Annotated in this window: 24 protein-coding genes and 1 tRNA gene; 20 read left to right on the forward strand and 5 right to left on the reverse strand. The window is 69.1% G+C overall.

The annotated features are described in order from the left end of the window. Positions 1–107: 107 nt before the first annotated feature. Genes BQ2383_RS07525 through BQ2383_RS07540 form a run of 4 tightly spaced genes read left to right on the forward strand, consistent with a single transcriptional unit; the run spans position 108 to position 3,966 of the window. Entirely contained in the window at positions 108–1,547 is a 1,440-nt protein-coding gene (locus tag BQ2383_RS07525; protein ID WP_091031979.1) for an MFS transporter, read from the forward strand. An 18-nt stretch (positions 1,548–1,565) separates the two neighbouring features. Beyond that, on the forward strand, positions 1,566–2,435 hold the full coding sequence (locus tag BQ2383_RS07530; RefSeq protein ID WP_091031982.1) for an NAD(P)-dependent oxidoreductase: 870 nt from the start codon (positions 1,566–1,568) through the stop codon (positions 2,433–2,435). Between the two features lie 56 nt (positions 2,436–2,491). Then, positions 2,492–2,896 carry a hypothetical protein gene (locus BQ2383_RS07535; protein WP_091031986.1) on the forward strand — a complete coding sequence of 135 codons (405 nt, stop codon included), beginning with the start codon at positions 2,492–2,494 and terminating at the stop codon, positions 2,894–2,896. Positions 2,897–2,940: 44 nt separating this feature from the next. Then, positions 2,941–3,966, forward strand: coding sequence for an FUSC family protein (locus BQ2383_RS07540; protein WP_167381561.1), 1,026 nt, complete (start codon positions 2,941–2,943; stop codon positions 3,964–3,966). Positions 3,967–4,008: 42 nt separating this feature from the next. On the opposite strand, the gene BQ2383_RS07545 is transcribed toward BQ2383_RS07540, so the two are convergent. The 3 genes from BQ2383_RS07545 to BQ2383_RS07555 are packed head-to-tail and all read right to left on the reverse strand — an operon-like array spanning position 4,009 to position 5,932. Then, positions 4,009–4,521, reverse strand: coding sequence for a hypothetical protein (locus tag BQ2383_RS07545; protein WP_091031992.1), 513 nt, complete (start codon positions 4,519–4,521; stop codon positions 4,009–4,011). 1 nt (position 4,522) lies between these two features. Further along, on the reverse strand, positions 4,523–5,128 hold the full coding sequence (dcd, locus tag BQ2383_RS07550) for a dCTP deaminase (RefSeq protein ID WP_091031994.1): 606 nt from the start codon (positions 5,126–5,128) through the stop codon (positions 4,523–4,525). A gap of 9 nt (positions 5,129–5,137) precedes the next feature. Further along, positions 5,138–5,932: an IclR family transcriptional regulator gene (locus BQ2383_RS07555; RefSeq protein WP_091031997.1), complete on the reverse strand. Its 795-nt coding sequence runs from the start codon at positions 5,930–5,932 to the stop codon at positions 5,138–5,140. A 123-nt stretch (positions 5,933–6,055) separates the two neighbouring features. Between BQ2383_RS07555 and BQ2383_RS07560 the strand changes: the two genes are divergently transcribed. From BQ2383_RS07560 to BQ2383_RS07585, 6 genes are all read left to right on the forward strand, one after another. Continuing rightward, positions 6,056–7,399: an MFS transporter gene (locus BQ2383_RS07560; protein ID WP_091031999.1), complete on the forward strand. Its 1,344-nt coding sequence runs from the start codon at positions 6,056–6,058 to the stop codon at positions 7,397–7,399. A gap of 30 nt (positions 7,400–7,429) precedes the next feature. After that, entirely contained in the window at positions 7,430–8,467 is a 1,038-nt protein-coding gene (locus BQ2383_RS07565; RefSeq protein WP_091032002.1) for a zinc-dependent alcohol dehydrogenase, read from the forward strand. Then, positions 8,464–9,642, forward strand: coding sequence for an L-rhamnonate dehydratase (gene rhmD, locus BQ2383_RS07570; RefSeq protein ID WP_091032004.1), 1,179 nt, complete (start codon positions 8,464–8,466; stop codon positions 9,640–9,642). Before BQ2383_RS07565 ends, rhmD begins: the two co-directional genes overlap by 4 nt. 17 nt (positions 9,643–9,659) lie before the next feature. Continuing rightward, the gene (locus BQ2383_RS07575) at positions 9,660–10,514 is read left to right on the forward strand and encodes a fumarylacetoacetate hydrolase family protein (RefSeq protein ID WP_091032007.1); all 855 of its coding nucleotides are present in this window, start codon (positions 9,660–9,662) and stop codon (positions 10,512–10,514) included. A 64-nt stretch (positions 10,515–10,578) separates the two neighbouring features. Further along, positions 10,579–10,649 (forward strand) — tRNA-Gly (locus BQ2383_RS07580). Between the two features lie 124 nt (positions 10,650–10,773). Next, a complete protein-coding gene (locus BQ2383_RS07585) occupies positions 10,774–11,277 on the forward strand; it encodes a hypothetical protein (RefSeq protein WP_140403318.1) in 504 nt (167 codons plus the stop codon). Between the two features lie 66 nt (positions 11,278–11,343). Here BQ2383_RS07585 and BQ2383_RS07590 read toward each other — a convergent pair whose 3' ends face one another. Further along, entirely contained in the window at positions 11,344–14,424 is a 3,081-nt protein-coding gene (locus BQ2383_RS07590) for a GH32 C-terminal domain-containing protein (protein ID WP_432206338.1), read from the reverse strand. Between the two features lie 134 nt (positions 14,425–14,558). Then, a complete protein-coding gene (locus tag BQ2383_RS07595; RefSeq protein WP_237682264.1) occupies positions 14,559–15,599 on the reverse strand; it encodes a LacI family DNA-binding transcriptional regulator in 1,041 nt (346 codons plus the stop codon). 115 nt (positions 15,600–15,714) lie between these two features. On the opposite strand from BQ2383_RS07595, the gene BQ2383_RS07600 reads away from it, so the two are divergent. The 10 genes from BQ2383_RS07600 to BQ2383_RS07645 all read left to right on the forward strand — a co-directional run bounded on the left by BQ2383_RS07600 (position 15,715) and on the right by BQ2383_RS07645 (position 25,755). Further along, a complete protein-coding gene (locus BQ2383_RS07600; protein ID WP_091032012.1) occupies positions 15,715–16,827 on the forward strand; it encodes a substrate-binding domain-containing protein in 1,113 nt (370 codons plus the stop codon). Between the two features lie 74 nt (positions 16,828–16,901). Next, positions 16,902–17,933, forward strand: coding sequence for an ABC transporter permease (locus BQ2383_RS07605; protein WP_167381562.1), 1,032 nt, complete (start codon positions 16,902–16,904; stop codon positions 17,931–17,933). After that, on the forward strand, positions 17,930–18,730 hold the full coding sequence (locus BQ2383_RS07610) for an ATP-binding cassette domain-containing protein (protein ID WP_091032017.1): 801 nt from the start codon (positions 17,930–17,932) through the stop codon (positions 18,728–18,730). The genes BQ2383_RS07605 and BQ2383_RS07610 overlap by 4 nt, the downstream gene beginning before the upstream one ends. Next, entirely contained in the window at positions 18,727–19,035 is a 309-nt protein-coding gene (locus BQ2383_RS07615) for a putative quinol monooxygenase (RefSeq protein ID WP_091032020.1), read from the forward strand. The genes BQ2383_RS07610 and BQ2383_RS07615 overlap by 4 nt, the downstream gene beginning before the upstream one ends. Next, complete coding sequence (locus tag BQ2383_RS07620) at positions 19,032–19,958, forward strand: carbohydrate kinase family protein (protein WP_091032021.1); 927 nt, start codon at positions 19,032–19,034, stop codon at positions 19,956–19,958. Before BQ2383_RS07615 ends, BQ2383_RS07620 begins: the two co-directional genes overlap by 4 nt. A 176-nt stretch (positions 19,959–20,134) precedes the next feature. Then, positions 20,135–21,565, forward strand: coding sequence for an MFS transporter (locus BQ2383_RS07625; protein ID WP_091032023.1), 1,431 nt, complete (start codon positions 20,135–20,137; stop codon positions 21,563–21,565). 52 nt (positions 21,566–21,617) lie between these two features. Beyond that, positions 21,618–22,115: a universal stress protein gene (locus tag BQ2383_RS07630; RefSeq protein WP_091032025.1), complete on the forward strand. Its 498-nt coding sequence runs from the start codon at positions 21,618–21,620 to the stop codon at positions 22,113–22,115. A 125-nt stretch (positions 22,116–22,240) separates the two neighbouring features. Then, on the forward strand, positions 22,241–22,453 hold the full coding sequence (locus BQ2383_RS07635; RefSeq protein ID WP_091032028.1) for a heavy-metal-associated domain-containing protein: 213 nt from the start codon (positions 22,241–22,243) through the stop codon (positions 22,451–22,453). Next, the gene (locus BQ2383_RS07640; RefSeq protein WP_091032030.1) at positions 22,450–23,412 is read left to right on the forward strand and encodes a heavy metal-binding domain-containing protein; all 963 of its coding nucleotides are present in this window, start codon (positions 22,450–22,452) and stop codon (positions 23,410–23,412) included. The genes BQ2383_RS07635 and BQ2383_RS07640 overlap by 4 nt, the downstream gene beginning before the upstream one ends. A gap of 72 nt (positions 23,413–23,484) precedes the next feature. Next, entirely contained in the window at positions 23,485–25,755 is a 2,271-nt protein-coding gene (locus BQ2383_RS07645) for a heavy metal translocating P-type ATPase (RefSeq protein WP_091032033.1), read from the forward strand. Positions 25,756–25,776 lie beyond the last annotated feature (21 nt).

Genomic DNA, 25,776 nt, shown 5'->3' on the forward strand with positions numbered 1-25,776 from the left:
TCCTCTTGACCTCGAGTTTACTCGAGGTATTAGCGTGACGATCGGCCGCCGAAGAACGGCGCCGCGGGGCGGATGACCGCCTGCTCCGACGTCACGAAGGGCACCCCATGACGCACACCCCCGAGCGCACCGCCACCGCGGGGAGCTGGCGCGAGCTCCTCGGCAGTCGCTACGCCCCGATCGCCTCGGTCCTCGCCGGAGGCGTGCTGCTCGAGGCGAGCAACGTGTATCTCACGACCAGCCTGCTCCCCACGATCGTCGGCGACATCGGCGGCGCGGAGTTCTACGCGTGGACGATGATGACCTTCCTCCTGGCATCGGTCGTCAGCTCGATGATGGTGAGCCGGATCCTCACGCAGCAGGGGGCCGTGCGCGCCTACCTGCTCGCGCTCGGCCTGTTCGCGCTCGGCTCGCTGCTGTGCGCGGCGAGCCCGTGGATGTGGGCGCTGCTCTCCGGCCGCGCCGTGCAGGGCCTCGGCGGCGGACTGCTCGCAGGGCTCGGCTACGCACTCATCCAGCGCGCCCTTCCCGAGCGTCTCTGGGCTCGAGGCGCCGCCCTCGTCTCGGCGATGTGGGGCGTCGGCAACATCGTCGGCCCCGTCGTGGGCGGCGTGTTCGCGCAGCTGGATGCCTGGCGGGTGACGTTCGTCGGTCTCGCCGTCGTCTCCGCGCTGATCGGCATCGTCGTGGTGCGCGCCCTGCCGAGGACCGCCCGAGCCCGCTCGAGCGAATCGGTGCCGTGGGGATCCCTCGTGCTCCTCTCCGGCGGCGTCGCCGCGGTGGGTATCGCGAGCGTCGTCCCCAGCGGCCTCGGCACCGGGGTCGCCATCGTGGTCGGCGTCGTCCTGGGCGCATGGTTCCTGCGTCACGAGCGCCGCGGGCGCACCGGCATCCTCCCCCGCATCACGTTCGCCCCCGGCTCCTCGCTTGGCTGGGTCTACGTCACGGTCGCGGTCCTGGCCTTCGCGATCGGCACCGAGGCGTTCATCCCGCTCTTCGGCCAGGAGATCGGTGGATTGATGCCGTTCGTCGCCGGACTGCTCGGTGCCGCCCTGTCCCTCGGCTGGTCGATCACCCAGGTGTTCACGGCCAACGCCACCGGCATCCGCTCGCGCCGCGTGCTCATCACCCTCGGCCCCGTCGTCGTCGCCGCCGGCCTCGCCGCGTACGGACTGCTGCAGCATGAGGGCCCCTCCGCCGTTGTGATCGCACTCTGGTTCGCCACCCTGTTCCTCGCCGGCGCAGGAATCGGCCTGGGCTTCCCCCATCTGACCGTGGCCGCGCTCGGCAGCACGTCGGGCGAAGAGGAGGGCGCCAAGGCGGCCGCAGCGGTGAACACCGTCTTCATCATCGCGAGTGCGTTCAGCTCGGCGATGGCCGGAGTCCTCGTCAACCTCGCGATGCCGGACGTCGTGGATGCCGCCCGCCTGCTGATGCTCGTGTTCGCGGGCGTCACCGTTCTCGGCGCCTTCGTCGCGCGCGGCGCGAGCTGGGGCATCGGGCTGTCCCGCGACGACGAGCAGCCCGCCACTACGACGTCCGACTGACGGAAAGGAAACCTCACCATGGAAACGAAAACTCGGGTCACCGTGATCGGCCTCGGCGAGATGGGCTCCGCGATCGCGAAGGCCCTTCTCGACCGCGGTCACTCCACGACCGTCTGGAACCGCTCCGCGAGCAAGGCCGACCCGCTGGCCGCGGCCGGCGCCGAGGTCGCCCCGACGGCGGCGGATGCCGTGGCGGCGAGCCCGCTCGTCATCGTCTGCCTGCTCGACAGCGGCGCGGTGGATGCGGTCGTCGGAACACTCGACGCGGCGGTGGAGGGAAAGGTCATCGTGAACGTCACCAGCGGCTCCCCCGCGCAGGCACGGAGCAACGCGGAATGGGCTCGCACGCGCGGCGCGAAGTACGTGGACGGGGGGATCATGGGAGACCCGTCGGATGTCGGCAGACCGAACTTCCTGTTGTCGTTCAGCGGCGATCGCGACGGCTTCGACCCTCACCACGAGGTGTTGGAAGACCTCGGCACCCTCACCTACTACGGCGAGGATGCGGGGCTCGCTGCCGTCGAGTTCCTGGCCCAGGTGGCCGTCGGCTACGAGTTCCTCCTCGGTCTGCTGCACACGTTCGCGCTCGTGAAGGCGGAGGGCGCCGACGTCGAGGGGTTCGCCGACCGCGTCGCCGGGTCGGTCGGCGGCTACGTGCCGCTGGTGCAGGCCTTCGGCACCGCCGTCGCGAGTGGGGAGTACGGGCCCGACCTCGGTTCACTCACCGTGCAGGCCGCGCTGATGGACGACCTGATCAGCCACCGCGAGTCCCTCGGCGTCGACACCCTGCGCATGCGCGAGGTCAAACGCCTGATGGACCGACGGATCGCGGACGGCCACGGCGACCAGGGATTCTCGAGCCTGTTCGAGATGCTCGGCCACGCGTGAGCGAACCCACCCACTTCACACACCAAAGAAACCCGCACCAACGATATGGAGAAGCCATGATCCCCTTCGGTCCTCAACTCATCGGCCAGACGGAGAAGGCGCTGAACGCCCTGCTCCAGAGCGTCCTCGCCGGCCGCGACCTCACCGAACACGAGTGGGTCACGCTGAGGCTCACCTCGCAGTTCGACGGCGCCCACGACCTCGACGCCTTCGTCGCCGAACGGCTCCACGACCCGGATGCCGGCCGCCTGACGGCCGCTCTGCGCGATCGCGGGCTTCTCACCGACGCTGCACTCGCTCCCGCGGGCAGCGCCCTGGTCGCCGAGATCGGTCAGGAGATCGCCGCCCTCACCGCGCCCCTGTGGCGTGGGATCGAGGAGGAAGATGCGGAGACTGCGACCCGCGTGCTGAACGTCGTCCTCGAACGGAGCCTGACGCTCCTGCGCACGTCGGGCGCGTAACCCCCCGGCTTCGGGCCGGCCGCCGTCGGACGTAGGCTGGATCGGTGGCGGATTCCCAGGGACGAGTGTGGACAGGTGTCCTGCGCATCGGACCGCACCGGGGCGATCACCGGGTGGCGCTCCGGGCCGCGATCAGCGTGGCGGTGCCGCTCCTCGTGCTGTGGATGCTGGGGCGCCTCGACCTGAGCATCTACGCCAGCTTCGGCGCCTTCGCCGCGCTGTACGGCCGCCACGACGTGTTCCGCGACCGCATCCGGATGCAGGCGAGCGCCGGCGGAGTCCTGCTCGCCGCGATGCTCATCGGCACCGCGCTCTCGGTCGTGTCCGCTCCCGCCGCCGTCAGCATCCTCGTGCTCGCCGTCTTCGCATCGGCTGTCACCCTGCTCGCGTACACGATGCGCTGGCACCCGCCCGGGCCGCTGTTCCCGGTGTTCGCGGTCGGCGCCTGCGCCACCATCCCCGCGACGGCAGCCTCTTTCGGCGACGTGCTCCTGGTCGGCGGCGCGAGCGTGCTGTTCGGGCTCGCCGTCAGCACGATCATCGGCCTGCTCACGCGCGGCACGCAGGAGGCGCCTCCCCGGTCCCGGCAGCCTGTGGGACCGATCGCGTGGGAGATGGCCGCAACCGTCGCCGTCGCGATCGTGGGTGCGGGCTTCGCGGGATTCCTGATCATGGACTCGCACTGGTACTGGGCGGCGGTCGGCGCGGTCGCCGCAGTCAGCGGCCCCCAGCTCAACGCCCGCGTGATCCGCGGCATCCAGCGCCTCGTCGGCACGTTGCTCGGCATCCTCGTCGCAGCGGGAGTCCTTGCGATCGATCTGCCGCCGCTCGCCGTCATCGCACTCGTGGTGCTGCTGCAGGCCGCCGCCGAGCTCTTCGTCGGCCGCAACTACGGCATCGCGATGGTGTTCATCACCCCGCTCGCCCTGCTGATGGTGCACCTCGCCGCGCCGACACCGGTCGACGTGCTCCTGCAGGACCGCGCGATCGAGACCGTGATCGGCGTCGCCGTCGGCACCGTGGTCGCCGTGGCATCGGCGGCGCTCCGTCGGCGGCAGTCGAAACCCTGACTCGGCGTCAGACCCTGACGGGCAGTCAGAACCGAACCGGGGTCAGACCAGCAGCGCGAAGAGGGACTGCGGCACGACGGCTCCGCCCGCGAAGGGCAGCCCGACCGTGTTCAGCAGCACCACGATCAGCACGATCGCGGCGACGAGCAGCAGGAACAGGAACGCGAAGATCACGGCGACGAACCCGCCGTAGCCGCCGGACGTCGGAACCTCGGGCGCGACCGACGGCTGCGCCCAGTCCTCGGCCACCGCGGCCGGCGCCTCGCCGTCGAGGATGCGGGGCGTCGGGCGCACCCGGTCGGAGCGACGCAGCGTGTCCGGCGGAGGCGGCGGGATCACGACATCCGCATCGGGGATGTCGGCCGACGGCGGCGGCGTGAGCAGTCCCTCGGGGATCGGTATCTCGGGCGGAGGCGGCGGGATGACGGCATCGGCGGGCGGGATCAGCGCCTCCTCGGTGGCCAGCGCCTCCTCGGGGGCCAGCGCCTCCTCGGGGACCGCCGTCTCCTCGGGGGTGACCGGCTGTTCCGGGGTGGTGCCGCTGCCGTCCGTCATGTCAGCCTCCGACTGCTCCGATGTCGGTCACCCCGACATCCGTCCGATGGAAATTCTGGAACGACCGCGAGGCCGTCGGTCCGCGCTGCCCCTGGTAACGGTTGCCGTAAGGGCCGGAGCCGTAGGGGTTCTCGGCGGGCGAGGTGAGCCGGAAGAAGCAGAGCTGCCCGATCTTCATGCCCGGCCACAGCTTGATCGGCAGGGTCGCGACATTCGCGAGCTCGAGCGTCACGTGCCCGGTGAACCCCGGGTCGATGAAGCCGGCCGTCGAATGCGTGATGAGCCCGAGGCGCCCCAGCGACGACTTGCCCTCGAGGCGGGCGGCGATGTCGTCCGGCAGGGTGACCTGCTCGTAGGTCGCGCCGAGCGCGAACTCGCCCGGGTGCAGGATGAACGGCTCCTCCGGGTCGACCTCGATCAGACGCGTGAGCTCCGGCTGATCGACCGACGGATCGATGAACGGATACTTGTGGTTGTCGAACAGCCGGAAGTAGCGGTCCAGGCGCACATCGATGCTCGACGGCTGGACCATCCCCTGCTCGTGCGGTTCGAGGCCGACGCGGCCGGATGCGAGTTCTGCCTTGATGTCGCGATCACTGAGAAGCACGGCCCCAGCCTAGTTGCCGATGCTGATCCCCTGGAGATGCATGTCCTGGCGCAGGCGGAGGACCGTGCGCCGCAGCGGTTCGACCATGGAGTGCGGCCAGCGCTCATCGGTGCGGCTGGTCGGCATCGTCACGCTCAGCGCGGCAGCAACGCCCGTCTCTTCCGGCCAGGTGAGCGGCATCGCCACGCAACGGCATCCGTCGATGAACTCCTCGTCATCCACGAAGAAGCCCACATCCCGCCCCTTCTCGATGACCGTGAGGATCTCGTCCGGGTCGGTGATCGTGCGGGCCGTCAGGCGCGGGATCGCGACCTGGTGCAGGCGGCGCATGACGTCGTCGTCGTCGAGCGTGCTCAGCAGCGCCTTGCCGATGCCGGTCGCGTGCGCGTGGAGTCGCATCCCCACGTTCGACGCCAGACGCATGGGGTTCGGCGACGGGCTGATCGCGATGTAGACGTTCTCGACTCCGTCGAGACGAGCCATCTGCACGGTCTCCCCGGTCTCGTCGGTGAGAGCGCGCATGAGCGCCGGCCCGGCCTCGAGCAGCAGGCGGTGTCCGTCGTAGCGCTGCCCGATCTGCCAGGCCTTGAGCCCCAGCGAATAGCGCTTGCTCACCGGGTCGAGCTCCACCCAGCCGGCGTCGACGAGCGTGCGGAGCAGGCCGTGCGCGCTCGAGCGCGGCAGCCCGAGCGCCCCGAGGAGTTCCGGGAACGTCTGGGCGTCGGTCGCGGCGAGGTGCTCGATGATCTCGAGGGTCCGACCGGCGGATTTCACGGCACTCGGCGCCTGCGCGATGTCTGTCATGTCTCCCCCGGAGATGAATTGTGTCCGACGCGAACGTGTGTCACACTATCGCGCGTTCAGGTCTGAGACATCAGATTCACATACGTGAACGCATTGGATTCCCTCGTCAATGGAGATGCACCGATGTCCACCCAGTCCCCCACGCGGCCCGAACTCGCCGCGATCGTCCGCAAGGTCACGCTCCGGCTGATCCCGATCCTGCTCCTGATGTACATCCTGGCCTTCCTCGATCGGGCCAACCTCGGATTCGCGAAGGCCGCCTGGCAGGCCGACACCGGGATCTCGGATGCCGCCTACGCGCTCGGCGCCGGCATCTTCTTCCTCGGCTACGCGGTCTTCGAAGTGCCCTCGAACCTCATCATGCGCAAGGTCGGAGCCAAGATCTGGCTCGCGCGCATCATGATCTCGTGGGGCATCGTCTCCTCGCTCATGATGTTCGCCACCAACGAGTGGATCTTCTACATCCTGCGCGTTCTGCTCGGCATCACCGAAGCCGGCTTCTTCCCCGGCGTCATCCTGTTCCTCACCTACTGGATCCCGCTCAAGTTCCGCGCCCGCGTGAACGGCCTGTTCTACTTCGGCGCACCGCTCGCCTTCATCTTCGGCGGACCGATGTCGGGCATGCTGCTCGACCTCGACGGCAAGGTCGGCCTCCACGGCTGGCAGCTCATGTTCCTGGTGACCGGCATCCTCACGGTGATCATCGGCATCGTCGCGTTCTTCTACCTCGACAACGGCCCGAAGGACGCGAAGTGGCTGAGCGAGGGCGAGCGCTCGACGCTCCTGGCCGCACTCGAAGCCGAGGACTCGGCGAAGGAGAACCACTCGCCGCGGGGCGCCCTGCGCGCGCTCGCCAACCCGGTGGTGCTGTACTTCGCCGCGATCTACCTCACGATCCAGATGAGCGTCTACGGGGTGACCTTCTATCTGCCCACCCAGATCGCCACGATCGTCGGCAAGCCCGTCGGTCTCGAGGTCGGCCTGCTGACGGCCGTGCCGTGGACCTTCGCACTGATCGTCACCTTCGTGCTCTCCCGCCTCGCGGACAGCACGGGTCAGCGCCGCCTGATCGCCACGTGCGCCCTCGCTGCGGCCGGCGTCGGCATCGTGCTCTCCGCCGTCATCCAGGATCCGCTGATCGCCCTGGCCGCGCTCAGCGTCGGTGCGGCGGGGTTCATCTCGGTGCAGCCGGTGTTCTGGACGCTGCCGACGTCGTTCCTCCTGGGAGCGGCGGCCGCGAGCGGTATCGCGCTCATCAACTCGCTCGGCAGCCTCGGCGGCTTCCTCGCGCCGGTCCTGAAGAACTGGGCGGACACCACGTTCGGCGACAGCGCCGGACTCATCATCCTGGCCGCGATCGCCCTGGTCGGCGCCGGCCTCATCGCCCTCAGCAAGGTCGTGAGCCCGACCGTCCGCGAGACGGACGGCGTCGGACTCGCCACGACCCCCACCGCCCGCCAGCGCTGACCACGCCCGGCAGAACAAGGAGAAACGCCCATGCGCGAACTCGTCCTCACCGAGATCGGACGCCTCGACGTCCGGGAAGCACCGATTCCGCAGCCCGGCCCCGGCGAGGCACTCATCCGGGTGGCCGCGACCGGGATCTGCGGATCCGACGTGCACGGCTACACCGGCGAGAACGGACGCCGGTTCCCCGGGCAGGTGATGGGGCACGAGTCGAGCGGGACGATCGCCGCGCTCGGCGCCGGTGTCGACGAGCTCGCGGTCGGCACGGCGGTGACGTTCAACCCCGTCGTCGTGCCCGCTGAGGATGCCGCCGCGTTCGCCGGGCGCGAGCAGCACCATCCCGGCAAGCATGTGATCGGGGTGGCGAAGGAGATCCCCGCCGCGTTCGCGGACTACGTCGTCGTCCCGGCACGCAACGTGGTGGCGCTCCCCGACGGCCTGCCGATCGAATTGGGTGCGCTGATCGAGCCGCTCGCGGTGGCCGTGCACGCCGTGCGCCGCCTCCCGGCCGGGAGCCTCGGGCGCGTGCTCGTGATCGGCGGGGGTCCGATCGGCCAGTCCATCGTGATCGCCCTGCGCGACGCGGGTGCCGGGACGATCATCGTGAGCGAGATGGATGCTGCGCGCCGCGAGCTCGCCCGGCGTCTCGGCGCCGAGACGATCGATCCGGCGGACGGTCCGGTCGCGGACCAGCTCCGCGCCGGCGGCGGGCTCGCCGACGCCGCACTCGACGCGGTGGGGATCACCCCGACGCTGCGGGACGCGTTCACCAGCACCACGCTCGGAGCCCCGATCTGCCTGGTCGGGATGGGGGCTCCGCAGGTGACCATCGATGCGTTCCTGGTCAGCACCGAGGAGCGCTCGCTCATCGGCAGCTTCACCTACGGATCCGACGACTTCGCCGATGCCACCGAGATCATCGGCGCCGACCCCGACGTCTACCGTGCGCTGATCAGCCGCGAGATCGACGTCGCCGATGCAGACACCGCCTTCTCCGCCCTCGCGGCGGGCGACGGCACCCCGGGCAAGGTCCTTGTCCGATTCGACCGAGAGGAAGAGACACGATGACCGGCGCCCCCACCATCCGCGAGGTCCGCGCCTACACCGTGCGCGGCGGCGGAGCGGACTACCACGACCAGGGCGCCGAGCACTGGATCGACGATCACATCGCGACGCCGATGAGCGTCTACCCCGAGTACCGGCAGTCGCGGCAGAGCTTCGGGATCAACGTCCTCGGCACCCTCGTGGTCGAGATCGAGGCGAGCGACGGCACGGTCGGGTTCTCGGTGACGACCGCCGGCGAGATCGGCGCGTTCATCGTCGAGAAGCACCTGGCGCGCTTCCTCGAAGGCCGCAAGATCACCGACATCGAGCGCATCTGGGATCAGATGTACAAGTCAACTCTCTATTACGGACGGCGCGGTGTGGTGCTGAACGCCATCAGCGGTGTCGACCTCGCGCTCTACGACCTGCTCGGTCGTGTGCGACAGGTGCCCGTCTTCGAGCTGCTGGGCGGCCCCGTGCGCGACGAGCTGCAGTTCTACGCGACCGGTGCGCGCCCCGACCGCGCGAAGGAGCTCGGCTTCATCGGCGGCAAGATGCCCCTGCACCACGGCCCCGCCGAGGGCGAGGAGGGGATGCGGAAGAACATCGAGCTGCTCGCCGACATGCGCGAGAAGGTCGGCGATGACTTCTGGCTCATGTACGACTGCTGGATGTCGCTCGACGTCGAGTACGCGACGCGCCTCGCCCACGCCGCCGCCGAGCACGGACTGAAGTGGATCGAGGAGGCGCTCATCCCCGACGACTACTGGGGTTACGCCGAGCTGCGCAAGCGCGCACCCTCCACCGTGCTCGTCACGACCGGCGAGCACGAGGCGACGCGGTGGGGATTCCGACAGCTGCTCGAGACCGGCGTCGACCTGATCCAGCCCGACGTGGGCTGGTGCGGCGGCATCACCGAGCTGCTGAAGATCTCGGCCCTCGCCGACGCGCACGGCACCATGGTCGTTCCGCACGGATCGTCGGTGTACTCGTACCACTTCGTCGTGACACGCACGAACAGCCCGTTCGCGGAGTTCCTCATGATGCACCCGACCGCCGAGGAGGTCGTGCCGATGTTCTCGCCGATGCTCGTGGGCGAGCCCGTGCCCGTGAACGGCCGACTCAAGGTGCCCGAGACTCCCGGCTTCGGCGTCGAGCTCTCCGACGCCATCGACAAGCACCGCCCCTACACGCACTGACCCTGGAGACACGACCTATGGAATTCCTCCGACTCGGCGCGGCCGGCGCCGAACGACCGGCCGTGCGCCACGACGGTCGCATCCACGACCTGACGCCCCTCACCGGCGACATCGACGGCGCGTTCCTCTCCCGCGACGGGATCACCCGCACGCGGGAGGCGCTCGCGGCCGGTGAGCTCCCCCTGTTCGACGGCGCCGAGGCACTGCGCGTCGGTGCGCCGATCGCGCGCCCGATGGCGGTGCTGTGCATCGGGCAGAACTACGCCGCGCACGCCGCGGAATCCGGCGACGCCCCGCCCACGGTGCCGATCCTCTTCCACAAACACCCCAACACGATCGTCGGCCCGTTCGACGACGTGCTGATCCCGCCGGGAGCCGAGAAGGTGGACTGGGAGGTCGAGCTCGGCGTCGTGATCGGTACCACCGCCCGCTACCTCGCGAGCCCGGAGGAGGCGCTCGCACACGTGGCCGGATACGTCGTCTCTCACGACGTCTCCGAACGGGCGTTCCAGGTGGAGCAGTCCGGTGGGCAGTGGTCGAAGGGCAAGAACGCCGAGACCTTCAACCCGCTCGGCCCTGCACTCATCCCCGCCGATGAAGTCGATCCCCAGGCGCTGCGGCTCTGGTCGACGGTGAACGGCGAGGCGCGTCAGGACTCGAACACCGCCGACATGATCTTCACCGTGGCGCAGATCGTGCACCACCTGTCGCAGTACCTCGTGCTCGAGCCGGGCGACCTCATCAACACCGGCACCCCGCAGGGAGTCGCGCTCTCCGGACGCTTCCCCTACCTGCGCTCCGGCGACGTGGTCGAGATCGGCATCGACGGACTCGGGAGCCAGCGACAGCGCCTGGTCGACGCGCGACGCTGAGTCGCGCTTTGGCCAACGCCCGTGCGGCAGGTAGGCTTGCCCTCACCTGCTCTCGGGCGGGTTCGGGACTGTAGTTCAATGGTAGAACTTCTGCTTCCCAAGCAGATAGCGCGGGTTCGATTCCCGTCAGTCCCTCTCTTCCTCTTCTCCCCTCCTCCACGCCCGCGAAATCGCTCATTCCGCGCAGGATTCGCGCGCGGTGCGCCGACTTCGCCGCCTCGCCGCCGACCGCCGTCATCACACTTCTACGTTGATGCGCGTGACCGACGAGAACACGAAGAACCGGGACGTTTCGCGCCGCACGCTCGTCAAGGGCGCCGCCTGGTCCGTCCCGATCATCGCCGCAGCCGTGGCGACCCCGCTCGCGGCGGCGTCGTTCACCGATGTGGGCGCCTTCGCCCTCCGCGGCAACTGCGGCGTGCTGGGAGTCCTCGGACCGGGGTTCACGCTTCAAGCCGGACCGACCGCCCCTTTGCCCGTCGGCACCACCGTCACCATCGTCGGCTCCGGTATCGCGAACATCGGAGCCTTCGGCGCCACCGGGGGCACCGCCAACATCGCGGTCCTCTCCGGCACGAGCAGACTGATCACCCTCACCGCCGAACTCCCCGCGGGCGCGACGATCGCCTTCCGCACGACGCTGTCGATCAGTGTCGCTTTCCAGCTCAACGCCGTCGCGACGCTGCCCACGGGCTACAGCGGCTCCAGCGCGAAGACAGGCGCCAGCGTCAGCTCCACCCTCATCCTCTGCTCGGGCACCTGACCGGAGCGCCGCAGTCCGGCGGCGTGTGGGACGCAGATTCACTACGCCCCACACGCCGACACGGCATCAGCGGAGACGACTCCGGCTGCGGTGCCGCAGCAGCGCCGCACCGGTGAGCACGGTCAGGACGCCCGCCGCCAGCAGCATCCACGGCTCGGCACCGGTGTTCGCCAGACCGCCCGGCAATCCACTGCCGTCACCGCCCGGGTCCCCGACCGCACCGCCGCCGGTCCCGCCGGTTCCCCCGCCGGTTCCGCCACCGGTCCCCCCGCCGTCTCGGGCGGTGACCGTCAGCGGCGCCGACACCTCGGTGCCATCCGCCCGCAGCACCACGAGCGTGTGCGCCCCGACCGGCACGGCCGCGGGAATCGTCACCTGCTGACGGAAGTCTCCGTTCCCGTCGGCCGTCGCCGCCCCGAGCGAGACCGGGTCCGACCTCAGCTCGAGCTTCACACCGGCCCCGGCCTCGAACCCGGTGCCCGCGACGGTGACCGTGCCACCGGCCTTCACCGTCTTGCTGCTGAGCGTGACCGCCGCCTCATCGACGGGATCGGGCACCTGCCACATGGTGGGCGTGAGCGGCGTGACCGTGATGTCCTCGATGGTGGCCGCGCCACCGCGAGACCAGGCGGAGACAGTCGTGGCCCCCGCCTCGGGGAACACCTGATCGGTGATCGACAGCATCCCGTCGTCGGTGAACAGCTCGACGGACGCCCGGTCCAGGTAGATCTCGAGTGTGACCGTGCCGTCGTCATCGAGCGCAAGCGGAACGTCGGAGATCGAGGCGAACGACGGGTGGAAGCCGACGTTGCCGGAGTTCGTCCGGTCGACGAAGAGCCTGCCTGATCGGGTGTCGTAGCCGATCTGCGTGCCCTTTTTCCCGTCGGAGAACACCGTGATCCCCGCCGCATCCGCATCGCCCGGGCGCAGCGTCACATCGAGCTTCGCCACCTCGGCGGTCAGCCCCAGCGCCGTGTCACCGTCAACCGCGACATCGCTGAGAGCCTCGGCCGCCTTCGGGTCGAGCTGCCCGTCGATCTGCGAGACCACCTGCTGGCGCAGCCGCGGCCCGTCTGCCGTGTCGGTCAGCACGACCTCCCGCGGCAGGCTCATCGAGCTTCGCCACGTCGAAGTGGGGATGTCGCCGGCGTAGTCCCAGTTGTTCATCCAGCCCTGCATGATCCGCGATCCGGACGGAGTGCCGAAGTACGACACCGAGGCGTAGTAGTCACGCCCCCAGTCGAGCCAGTCATAGCCCTCGAGGGCGGTCGGCACCGGCGCGTCCGAGAAGGTCACCTGGTCGAACAGGAGGTGCCCCCACCCCTGCCGGTTGTTGTCGACGGCGCGGATGGTCGCCTGCTTGCCCCGGAACTCCTCGACGTCCCACGACGCCCAGTCGAGGTTCTCGCTGTTCGAGCCGGTGGCGCTGCGCACCACGTCGCCGTCGACGATCAGGTTCACGCTCGTCTCGCTCGACCGCTTCTTCGGCTCTTCGTCGCCGATGACCAACTGGTCGAACGTCAGATGGCCCCAGCCGCCCGTCGCCTCGTCGCGGATGCGCAGCTGCGCGTCGCGACCGTCGAACTCGGCCACGTCCCACGAGACCCAGTCGAGCTCACCGCCGTCGCGTCCGGTCGCGGAGCGCACCGCCTCGCCGTCGACGACCAGCTCCGCCTGGAGCGTTCCGTCGTCCCGACGACCGCCGCCGATCAGGAACGACGCGTAATCGCCGTCGATCGTGAACGTCGGCGAGGTCATCGTGCCGACGTTCGCGTCGCCGTTCGGGCCGCCCTCGAAGGTGTTCACGCGCTTCTCGCCCAGGTAGTACTCGCCGCCCTGGGTCGCGGGGTTCCGCGCCGGATCGACGGCGAAGTCGCCTGTGAGCTCCCAACCCGTGCTCTGCAGCGTCTCCCCCTCGGGCAGTTCGAAGTCGAAGATCGTGCGCCCCGCGGGCGGCTCATTGCCGATCTGGCCACCCGGGACGTGCGGATGCTTGCCGCCGCCGACGAGCAGGTTGATGTAGTCGTCTTCGACGGTGAACTCGGGTGACTCCAGGGTTCCGATCGCCCAGTCGTGGTCGAGGAAGCTGTTCGCGAGCCCCTCCCCGACGAATCCCGTGACCGGGCTCTGGCCCTCCAAGGCACCCGCGGCCGGCGCACTTCCCCACGGCCCGTTCGCCCAGTTGCCGGGCTCGTTGGACGCGGTCCAGCCGTCGTAGTCGCCGTCGTCGAAACCCGCGAACGTCGTGCCGGCAGGAACTTCGGTCGGCCCGTCCGTGGTCTCCGAGGTGAAGGTCACGCCGTCGAACTCGCCGACGAAGTACTGCCCTCCGCTTCCACCGTTGACCGCACCGGGGTTGAGATTGACCACCATGACCCACTTGGTGTTCTCCGGGTCGCCGTCGACCGGCAGCTCGAACAGGTCGGGGCATTCCCAGATGCCGGCCGTCGAGTTCGCGGGTCCGAAGTCGGAAAGGTGCTCCCACGACTTGAGGTCGGTGCTCTTGTACAGGACCACCTTGTGGTCGAGCGCCTCGACCGCGGTCATGACCCAGTACGAACCGGCCGGGCCGTCGTACCAGAACACCTTCGGGTCGCGGAAGTTCGCCGAGTTCCGATCCAGCACGGGGTTGCCGTCGTACTTGGTCCAGGTCTGTCCGTCGTCGAGGCTGTACGCGAGCGACTGGGCCTGGAGCCCCGCATGCTCCGGGTGCTTGGCCGTGTATGCGGAGGTGTAGATCGCGACGAGCGGCTTCGATCCGGCCGGGCCGAAGCCGGCCGAGTTGTCTTCGTCGACGACGATCGACCCCGAGAAGATGTCCTCGATGGAGTCGCCGTCCTCATCGAACGTCTGCCCGATCGCCAGCGGCTGCTCCTCCCAGTGCAGCAGATCCGACGATGTAGCGTGCCCCCAGCTCATGTTCCCCCACCGGGTTCCGGCCGGGTTGTGCTGGAAGAAGAGGTGATACGTACCGTCGACGTAGATCATGCCGTTCGGGTCGTTCATCCAGTTCTTCTCGGGCGAGAAGTGGATCAGCGGACGGTACTGCTCATCCCCCGGCTGAGGTTCGGCAGCCGCTGCGGGGAGCACGCAGCCGAGGGCCAGCATGGCGCTCACCGCCCCGCCGATGATGATGCTTCCGGGCATGTGGGGCTGCGTCCGATGCGGACGTCTGGGTTCAGGCAACGGTTCGCTCTCCTTCGTGCGATCAGGGGATTGACATCGATGTCAACCGTTGATGCAGGAGCTTAGGGGGTCGCCGCCGAGAAGCGCAACAGCGATCAGGAGGTCGGCTGCGGAGCGATCTCGCCGCTTCCTCGCGGGATCAGCGCGACCGGGACGACGGTCTTCGCCGGGGCATCGTCGTCGTCACCGAGGAGGGCGAACAGCCTCTCCGCCGCCAAAGTTCCCATGCGCTGCGGGTCTTGCGCGACCACGGTCACACCCGGATCCATGAGGTCGGCGAGCGCGACGTCGTCGAAGCCGACGAGGGCGGTCGACCGGGAGAGACCGGCGGCTCGGAGCGCGTGCACGGCCCCGATCGTGATGAGGTTCTGCGCACTGAAGACGGCGGTGGGCGGGGCGTCCGACGCGAGGAGATCGGCGAGCGCGGCCTGCGCATCCTCCGCGTCGCGCAGGCCCGTGACGATCAGTTCCTCCGCCACCGGCACGCCGGCCTCGGCGAGCGCATCGAAGTAGCCCTGCCGACGCTCGCGGGCGGTGATGAGGTCGAGCCGGTCGGTGAGCAGCGCGATGCGCCGATGCCCGTGCGCGAGCAGGTGCGCCGTCGCGGCGGCCGCCCCTGCGCGGTTGTCGCTGGCGACACTGTCGACCTCGGGCTCCACCGGCTCGCGGTCGATGTAGACGACGGGCAGACCGCGCTCGCGGAGCAGGGGCAGATACTCGGGGTGATCACTGGCCGTGGTGAGGATCAGCCCGTCGACACGGCGCTGGAGGAATGCCCGCACGGCCTCCGACTCCCGCCCGGCATCGTCATCCATGCTCGAGGCGAAGACGGCGACGCCGCGGGCGGATGCGATGTCTTCGACGGCCCGATGGATGGCGCCGGCGAACGGGTTGTCCACACTTCCGACCAGGAGCCCCAGGGTGCGGGTGCGCCCATCGGCGCGGCGCAGACTCCCCGCCTGCAGGTCGAGCTGGTAGTCGAGTTCGCGAACCGCGTTCCACACCCGTTCCGCTGTGGCCTCGGTCACGTTCGGCTCGTCGTTGATCACGCGGGACACCGTCTTGACCCCGACGCCTGCAAGCGCGGCGACGTGCTTCATCGTCGCGCGGGGCCGGTGTGCCGGAGTTGTCGACATCGATGTCACGCTTGAGTCTCATTTCCTGAAGGGTGACTTGACTCTACTTCAGCGATCGACTAGAACTGCCCTTGACATCGTTGTCAACCGGGCGACGACGGCCGAGAGGAACTCAATGACGAAGCACACCCCACGATTCACCCGCGCCGTTCTGGCCGCGGTCTCGGTGTCGGCAGGTCTTGCACTGACGCTGACCGGCTGCTCCGGCGGCACGAACGCCGGAGGCGGCGGTTCCGACGACGACACGATCGGCGTCTCGCTCATCGTGAAGACCAACTCCAACCCGTTCTTCGTGGCGATGCAGGACGGCGCCAAGGCTGCGGCCGAGAAGGACGGCGTCTCGCTCACCCTCGCCGCCGGCAAGGAAGACGGCGATGAGGACACCCAGATCCAGGCCATCGAGGCCGCGATCTCCAAGGGCGACAAGGGCATCCTGATCACCCCCAACGGCCCGGCCGTGCTCGACGCGATCGACAAGGCCCGCGACGCGGGGATCTTCGTGATCGCCCTCGACACCGCACCCGACCCCGCCGACGCCGTGGACATCACGTTCGCGACCGACAACTTCCTCGCCGGCCAGTACATCGGCCAGTGGACCGCGGCGACGCTCGACGGTGAAGACGCCGTGATCGGAATGATCGACCTGTTCGACGACAAGGCCGTGAGCGTGGACTACAACCGCGATCAGGGCTTCCTCGACGGCATGGGCATCGAGCTCGGCGACGACCAGGTCAACGGCGACGAGGAGTCCGACGGCTCCTACAGCGGCGGCAAGGGCGGCTCGTACACGATCGTCGGCAACGAGGCGTCGCAGGGCGCCGAAGACGGCGGGCGTACCGCGATGGAGAACCTCCTCGCCAAGGACCCCGACATCAATGTCGTCTACACGATCAACGAGCCCGCAGCCTACGGCGCCTACCAGGCCCTCGAAGCCGCGGGCAAGAGCAAGGACGACGTCCTGATCGTCTCGATCGACGGCGGCTGTGCCGGTGTCGGTCAGGTCGAGGACGGGATCATCGACGCGACGAGCCAGCAGTACCCGGTGAAGATGGCCGAGCTGGGCGTCCAGGCGATCGTCGACCTCGTCAACGACGGCACGAAGCCGGAGAACTCCGAAGGCCTCGACTTCTTCAACACCGGGGTCGAGCTCGTGACCGACCAGCCCGTCGACGGCGTGAAGTCGATCGACACCGCCGAAGCCTCCGGCATCTGCTGGGGCGGCGAGTAAGCAGTACTCCTGCGGATGCCGCGGGCCGCACACCGGTCCGCGGCATCCCCGGAACGACCTATGGAAGTGACATCGTGACGCAAACAGCCCCCACATCCTCTCTGGATCTCGCCGCCGAGTTCCTCGACCACCGCACGCCGGTGGATCGCGTCCGCGGCGTCCTGCACCGATACCCGGCGATCAGCCCCGCCGTCGTGCTCGTCATCGCCGTCATCGTGTTCGGCGCGATCAACCCCCGCTTCTTCGCCGCAGCGAACCTCTCGCTCGTGCTCGACCAGGTCTCGGTCGTCGGCACCGTCGCCATCGCGCAGACCCTGATCATCCTCACCGCGGGCATCGACCTGTCGGTGGGCGCGCTGATGATCGGCACCTCGATGGTGATGGCGCAGACCGCCGCGAACAACGGGCTCCCCGCGCCGATCGCCCTACTCGCCGGACTCATCGCCGCCCTCGCCGCGGGAGCCCTCAACGGTCTGCTCGTCACCCGCGTGAAGCTGCCTCCGTTCATCGCGACGCTCGGTACGTTCAACGTCTTCATCGCCCTGACCCTGCTCTACAGCGGCGGCCAGACGATCCGGAAGTCGGACATGCCGGAGCTGCTCACCTGGACCGCCACCGCGCTGCCGATCGGCGACGTCCGCCTCACCGTGGGCGTGCTGATCATGCTCGCGCTGTACGCCCTCGTCGCGTACATCCTCGGCCGCACCGCCTGGGGTCGCCACGTCTACGCCGTCGGCGACGACGCGGATGCTGCACGCCTCGCTGGCATCTCGACCAAGAAGGTGCTGTTCAGCGTCTACATCGCGGCCGGCGCCATCCTCGCCGTCGCCGCCTGGATCCAGATCGGCCGCTCGGGCGCAGCCAGCCCCAACGCCGGCGCCGACCTCAACCTCGACTCCATCACGGCCGTGGTCATCGGCGGGACGTCGCTGTTCGGCGGTCGCGGCATCATCTGGGGCACGTTGCTGGGCGCGATCATCGTCGGCGTCTTCCGCAACGGCCTCTTCCTCGCCGGCGTCGACGGTCTCTACCAGACCCTCGCGATCGGCATCCTCGTCATCGTCGCGGTCGCCATCGACCAGTGGATCCGAAAGGTACGCAAATGAGCCAGACAGCGGAAACCCTCTCGCCGGCACCGACACCCACCGGCGTTCCCGTGCTCGAGGCCAAGCGCCTCGTGAAGACGTTCGGCCGCGTGGTCGGTCTCGATGGCGTGAGCCTGCAGCTGCACGCCGGCGAGGTCCTCGCGATCATCGGCGACAACGGCGCCGGCAAGTCGACGCTGATCAAGTGCCTCACCGGCGCGTACATCCCCGACGAGGGACAGCTGCTCCTCGACGGACAGCCGGTGCAGTTCAAGGGACCCCAGGATGCGCGCAACGCCGGGATCGAGACGGTCTATCAGAACCTCGCCGTCTCCCCCGCGCTCGACGTCGCCGCCAACCTGTACCTCGGGCGCGAGCGCCGCAAGCCCGGCATCCTCGGCTCCGTGTTCCGCGCGCTCGACACCGCCGGCATGCGCAAGGACGCCCGCGACCAGGTGCTGAAGCTGGGGATCTCGACGCTGCAGGATGTGACCGTCTCGGTCGAGAACCTCTCCGGAGGTCAGCGTCAGGCCGTGGCCGTGGCGCGGGCGGCGGCCTTCGGCTCGAAGGTGGTCATCCTCGACGAGCCGACCGCGGCCCTGGGTGTGCGCGAGTCGAACCAGGTGCTCGAGCTGATCGAGAACCTCCGAGGCAACGGCGTGCCCGTCATCCTCATCTCCCACAACATGCCGCACGTGTTCCAGGTCGCCGACCGCATCCACATCCAGCGCCTCGGCAAGAAGGCCGCGACCATCACGCCGCAGTCGCACAGCATGACCGATGCCGTGGCCATCATGACGGGAGCAGCGCAGGCATGAGCGACAGCCAGGTCGTCCTCTCCGCCGAGTTCACGGCGCTGCCCGCCGCGGCCGACGAGGTCGACGCCCTGATCCAGGAGTATGCGCAGAGCGTGCGGGCCGAGCCCGGCAACGAGACCTTCGAGGTCTATCGCCGGGCCGAGGACCCGGACCGCTTCGTCGTCTTCGAGCGGTACCGGGACCGGGAGGCGTTCGACGCGCACCTCGGTGCGGAGGCGGGGCGCGCGTTCAACGCCGCTCTCACTCCGCGGATCGTCGAACCGCAGAGCGTCCTCTCCTTCCTGACGCCCACCGGGCGTTCATGAGCCGTCACGTCCTGGTCATCGGAGAAGCTCTCGTCGATGTCGTCCATCGCGGAGATGGGCGCATCGACGAGAGCCCCGGCGGGAGCCCCGCCAATGTCGCCCTCGCCCTCGGTCGCCTCGGCGACACCGCGCACTTCCTGACCCAGCTCGGCGACGATGCGCACGGCGATCAGGTGCGCGAGTGGCTGCACAAGGCAGGGGTCCGGGTCACCTCTTCGGCGACGACGAAGACGGCGACAGCGACCGCGCACCTCGACGAATCCGGTTCGGCCCGCTACGAGTTCGACATCTCCTGGTCGTTGGCCGCGGCCGCGCTCTCCCACAGCAACAACATCGGAATCGTGCACACCGGCTCCATCGCCGCTCTGATGGATCCCGGGGCCGCGGTCGTGCGCGCGCATCTCACGGCGATGCGGGAGACATCGTTGATCACGTACGACCCCAATGTGCGTCCGGCACTTCTCCCCGACCGTCGTCGGGCCGTCGGCGACGTGGAGAGCTTCGTGGCCCTCGCCGACCTCGTGAAAGCCAGCGACGAAGATCTGGCGTGGCTGTATCCCGACGTCGACCCTCTCGACGTGGCCCGGTCGTGGCTGCAGCAGGGGCCGTCGGTGATCGTGGTCACGAAGGGCGCGAGCGGTGCCTTCGCCGTGGCCCGCGACGGCGTGACGCATGTTCCCGGGCGACCAGTGAATGTCGTCGATACGGTCGGGGCGGGTGACACCTTCATGAGCGCGCTCATCCACGGTCTCCTCGATCTCGGCCTCGATTCGGCGGAATCGCGCGAGAAGCTGCGCCGCATCGACGGCGACTCCCTAGCCGAGCTCCTCCGCTTCAGCGCCCGCGCCGCAGCGGTCACCGTCTCCCGGCCGGGGGCAGATCCGCCCCTTCTCGGCGAGCTCGCCACGCTGGCACCGGGCTGACCCGGGGAGCCCGTCCGAGGCATCACGAAGAGCGGCGGGAAGGTGATCTTTCCGCCGCTCTTCTCGTTCTCCCGTGCTTTCTCCTGAGATGTAGTTCGTGGCGTTACCCCTACCCCCTATGGGTATAGGCTACACCGCGACCCGGACATCCCGGCGAGCTTCCAGGAGGAACGACCATGTCCACATCCCGACCCCTGTCACCCGCGAAGCGGTGGCTCGGCCTCGTGCTGATAGCCACCGCGCAATTCGTCGTGATCATGGACACATCGATCATCGGCGTCGCCCTACCCGACATCCAGAGGGCTCTCGGCTTCACCCCCGAGTCGCTGTCCTGGGTGTTCAACGCCTACGTCGTCGCATTCGGCGGCCTGCTCCTGCTGGGTGGACGCCTCTCCGACGCATTCGGCGCCCGCAAGATCTTCGTGCTCGGCTGGATCGTCCTCATCGTCGGCTCGATCATGGCCGGGGCCGCCGGCAACGTCGGCGTCGAGATCGCCGGACGCGCCATCCAGGGCGCCGGATCCGCGATGATCGCCCCCGCAGCTCTGACCCTGCTCATGATGCTGTTCGGCGGGACCTCCGACCTCCCCAAGGCGTTCGCCGTCTACGGCGCCGCCGCACCCATTGGCGGCACGGCCGGTGTCTTCCTCGGCGGAGTCCTGACCGAGTACGTGAGCTGGCCGTGGGTGTTCTACGTCACCGTGCCGATCGCGCTCCTCGTGCTCGCCTTCACCGGCACCGCCCTCCCCCGCACCGTCCGCAAGGCATCGGGCTCGATCGACATCGGCGGAGCGGTCACGGTGACCCTCGGACTCGCGGCCGTGGTCTACGCCGTCGTCAACGCACCGGAGATCGGCTGGCTCACCTGGTCGACCCTCGGGATGCTGGCGGCCGGAATCGTCCTGCTGCTGATCTTCTTCCTCATCCAGGCCCGCAGTCGCAACCCGCTGCTGCGCCTCGGACTGCTGCGCGCCCCGCTTCTCGGAGCGGCGAACGTCGCCCAGTTGATGCTCGGCGCCGCCTGGGTGTCGATGTGGTTCTTCCTCAACCTGTACCTGCAGCAGGTGCTCGGTGCGAGCGCATTCGCCGCCGGTGCCGCACTGCTGCCGATGACCGGACTGGTCGTGCTCGTCATGATCGCACTGGCACCCCGACTACAGGAGCGGTTCGGTGCCAAGGCGCTGATCGTCAGCGGACTCCTCCTACTGGCCGGTGGGCTGGCGTGGCTCGCCTTCATCCGACCGGACGGCACCTACGCCGTCGATGTCCTGCCCGCCTCGCTGCTCGCCGCTCTCGGTATGTCGCTGGCTTTCGTCCCGTCGCTCGGCACCGCCATCAACGCGGCACCTCCGGCGGAGACCGGCGTGGCCTCCGGGCTGGTCAGCACCAGCTATCAGATCGGATCCGCGCTCGGACTCGCCGTCCTCACGGCGATCGTCTACGGCATCGCCGGGCACGACTCCACCACGGTCGAGCTCACCCAGGGATACTCCGCCGCCTTCATCGGCGCGGCGATCCTCGCCCTGCTGGGAGCGATCATCACGGCGATCGCCATGAGGAAGCCGCGGGCAGCGGCCTTCGTCTCCGAGGAGTCGGTATCGGCCTGATCCCCGACTCTCCGACGACGACCAGTGACCCCTGACCCGTAAGGAAAGAATCATGTCCACCCTGAAAGTACTCATCGCCTACGACGGCTCACCCAACGCGCAGAGCGCGATGCACACCGTCGCCGGACTCTTCCCCGGCGCGACCGCGGTGCTGTTCTACGCCCGTCAACCGTTGGAAGGCTTCGCGGCGCACCTCGAAGGCCATCCGGCCCTCGAGAGCCTGCAGGGCCTCGACGCCGCAGCACTCGACGTGTCGGAGAAGATCGCCACCGACGGTGCGCAGCTGGCTCGCGACCTCGGACTGCAGGCGGAGCCGCTCATCTCGTCGACGATGGCCACCGCATCCGAAGCGATCGTGGATGCCGCCGAGGAGCTCGACGTCGACCTGATCGTGCTGGGATCCCGAGGGCTGCGCGGAATCAAGGCGACGCTGCTGGGGAGCACCTCGGCGAACGTGCTCCACCACGCCACGCGCCCCACGCTCGTGATCCCCTCGGATGACGTGGCGGATGCGCGTCGCCGGACGCGGAGCACGACACCCGCGTCGTAGAACACCCCCGACCGCCGACCCGGCCGGGTCCGCGCAACGGATCCGGCCGGTTGAGGAATACCCCTCATGGGTATACCGTTGTCACTGATACCCGGTACGGGTACTGATCGAAAAGAGGATACGCGATGACCACGAACGAATTCCAGGTGACCGGGATGACCTGCGGACACTGCGAGATGTCGGTCCGCGAAGAGGTCGCCGAGGTCCCGGGCGTCGAAGACATCCAGGTGAGTGCGCAGACGGGCGTGCTCCTCGTCACCGGTTCCGACTCCGTCGATGACGCGCAGATCCTGGCCGCCGTCGCCGAGGCCGGGTACTCGGCGGTGCGGAAGGCATGAACGCCGGGGCGCGGCTCGCCCTGTACGGGGCGGGGGTGGTGGTGGCGTTCGGCGCGGCATTCGGCCTCGCCCAGGCCATCATCCCCCCGAGCGTTGTCAGTGAGTGGACGAAAGGTACCGAGATGGAAGAGCACGGAGCACACGGCGCAGTCGCGACCACGGAGGATGCGGCGAGCGCAGCAGCGGACACCCTCAAGGGACTCTCGCTGAGCCTCGAAGGATACGCACTGTCTCCGGTCGAGGCACCGGCGGGGGCGGACGAGCCCGGCGAGCTGAGCTTCCAGATCCGCGACGCGCACGGCACCCCGGTCACGGAGTACACGACCGCGCACGACAAGGACCTGCACCTGATCGTGGTGCGTTCAGACGGAAGTCAGTTCCGTCACGTGCACCCCACGCTGGACGAGGCCACGGGCACGTGGTCGCTGCCGTGGGAATGGGACGCCGCCGGCACCTACCGCGTCTTCGCCGACTTCACGCCGGCCGGCGCGGACGCCCCCTCGCTCACCCTCACGCACACCGTGCAGGTCGCCGGCGAGTTCACGCCCGTCACACCCGAGCCGACGCAGGTCGCCGAGGTCGACGGCTTCACCGTGTCGCTCGACGGGGCGCTCGAAGCCGGATCGGCGAGCGACCTGACCTTCACCCTCACGAAGGACGGCGCCCCGGTGACCGGCCTGGAACCGTACCTCGGTGCCTTCGGCCACCTGGTCGCGCTGCGCGAGGGCGACCTCGCCTACCTGCACGTGCACGCCGCGGGCGACGAGCCGAAGGCGGGAGAGACCTCCGGTCCGGAGATCGCCTTCGCCGCCGAGGCCCCGACCGCGGGCCGCTACCTGCTGTACCTGGACTTCCAGGTCGACGGCACGGTGCACACCGCCGAGTTCGTGCTCGATGCCGCCGCCCCCGCCGGGGACGCACCGGCATCCGACGACGACGCGCACGACGACGGCCACTGAGCCTCGCACGACGCCCGGCCGCCGGCCATCCGCCGCGGCCCTGAGCAACAGTCACCGCAGAAAGAGAAGGACATGAGCACATCAGCACCCTCGAGCGTGGGGTCCGGCGTCGAGTTGGAGATCGGCGGGATGACCTGCGCCTCCTGCGCGATGCGGATCGAGAAGAAGCTCAACAAGCTCGAGGGCGTCGTCGCGACCGTGAACTATGCGACCGAGAAGGCGAAGGTCACGGTTCCCGACGGCTACGACCCGGCACTGCTGATCGCCGAGGTGGAGAAGACGGGTTACTCGGCCGCGTTGCCCGCCCCGAAGGGCAAGCGCGCAGACGCCGGAGCGACCGGTGACGCCGAGGGCGAGGATCCGGAGCTGCGCTCGCTGCGCAACCGCCTGATCGGCTCCGTCGTGCTGACGGTGCCCGTGATCGCGATGGCGATGATCCCCGCGCTGCAGTTCATGTACTGGCAGTGGGCGTCTCTCGCCCTGGCCGCGCCCGTGATCATCTGGGCGGCGTGGCCGTTCCACAAGGCCGCGTGGACGAACCTCCGCCACGGCGCCGCGACCATGGACACGCTCATCTCGATGGGCACCTCGGCCGCGTTCCTGTGGTCGCTGTACGCACTGTTCTTCGGCACCGCGGGTACGCCGGGCATGACGCACCCCTTCGAGTTCGCGCTCGCTCCCTCCGACGGAGCGGCCAACATCTACCTCGAGGTGGGTGCCGGGGTGACGATGTTCATCCTCGCCGGGCGCTACTTCGAGAAGCGCTCCAAGAAGCAGGCGGGTGCCGCCCTGCGTGCTCTCCTCGAACTCGGAGCGAAGGAGGTCGCCGTCCTGCGCGGCGGCGTCGAGACGAAGGTCCCCGTCGAAGACCTGCAGGTCGGCGACGAGTTCATCGTGCGACCGGGCGAGAAGATCGCCACCGACGGCATCGTCGTCTCCGGGACATCGGCCGTGGATGCATCCATGCTCACGGGCGAGGCCGTGCCCGTCGAAGTGGCCGAGGGGGACTCCGTCACCGGCGCCACGACGAACGTCGGCGGTCGACTCGTGGTGCGGGCGACCCGCATCGGGTCGGACACGCAGCTGGCGCAGATGGCGCAGCTCGTCGAAGACGCGCAGACCGGGAAGGCCGAGGTGCAGCGGCTCGCCGACCGCATCTCCGGCGTGTTCGTGCCCATCGTGATCGTGATCGCGGTCGTGGCGCTCGGCGGCTGGCTCGGTGCCGGATTCCCGGTGACCGCGGCATTCACGGCGGCCGTCGCCGTGCTCGTGATCGCCTGCCCGTGCGCGCTCGGTCTCGCCACCCCCACCGCTCTGCTGGTCGGCACCGGACGCGGCGCGCAGATGGGCGTGCTCATCAAGGGCCCGGAGGTTCTCGAATCCACCCGCAAGATCGACACCGTCGTGCTGGACAAGACCGGAACGGTCACCACCGGCCGGATGACGCTGGTCGACGTGTTCGTCGAGGACGGCACCGATCGCGCGGAGCTGCTCCGGCTCGCCGGCGCACTGGAGGATGCCTCCGAGCACCCCATCGCGCAGGCCATCGCCAAGGGCGCCACTCAGGAGGTCGGCGCACTGTCGCCACCCGAGGACTTCGCGAACATCGAGGGCAAGGGCGTGCAGGGCGTCGTCGACGGTCACGCCGTGCTGGTGGGCCGTGACTCGCTCCTCGCCGAGTGGTCGCAGAAGCTCAGCCGCGAGCTCACCTCGACGAAGGCGCGCGCCGAGGGCGAAGGCAAGACCGTCGTCGCGGTCGGCTGGGACGGGCAGGCACGCGGCATCCTCGTGGTGGCCGACACCGTCAAGCCCAGCAGCGCCGAGGCGATCGCCCAGTTCAAGGCGATCGGCTTGACCCCCATCCTGCTCACCGGCGACAACGAGGCGGTCGCCCGCCAGATCGCCGCCGAAGTGGGCATCGAAGAGGTCATCGCCGAGGTCCTCCCGAAGGACAAGGTCGATGTCGTCACCCGACTGCAGCGCGAGGGCAAGACCGTCGCGATGATCGGCGACGGCGTCAACGACGCCCCTGCCCTCGCTCAGGCCGACCTCGGTCTCGCCATGGGCACCGGCGCGGACGTCGCGATCGAAGCATCCGACATCACCCTGGTGCGGGGCGACCTGCGCAGCGCCGTCGATGCGATCCGACTGTCGCGCAAGACCCTCGGAACCATCAAGACCAACCTGTTCTGGGCCTTCGCGTACAACGTCGCGGCGATCCCCGTCGCGGCGCTCGGGATGCTGAACCCGATGCTCGCCGGTGCGGCCATGGCGCTCTCGAGCGTCTTCGTCGTCGGCAACAGCCTGCGCCTGCGCGGCTTCAAGAGCATCGCCAAGCCCTGACGCCCCTTCCGCCACCACCGC

This window comes from Microbacterium oxydans (assembly GCF_900095745.1).
GTDB lineage: Bacteria > Actinomycetota > Actinomycetes > Actinomycetales > Microbacteriaceae > Microbacterium > Microbacterium oxydans_B.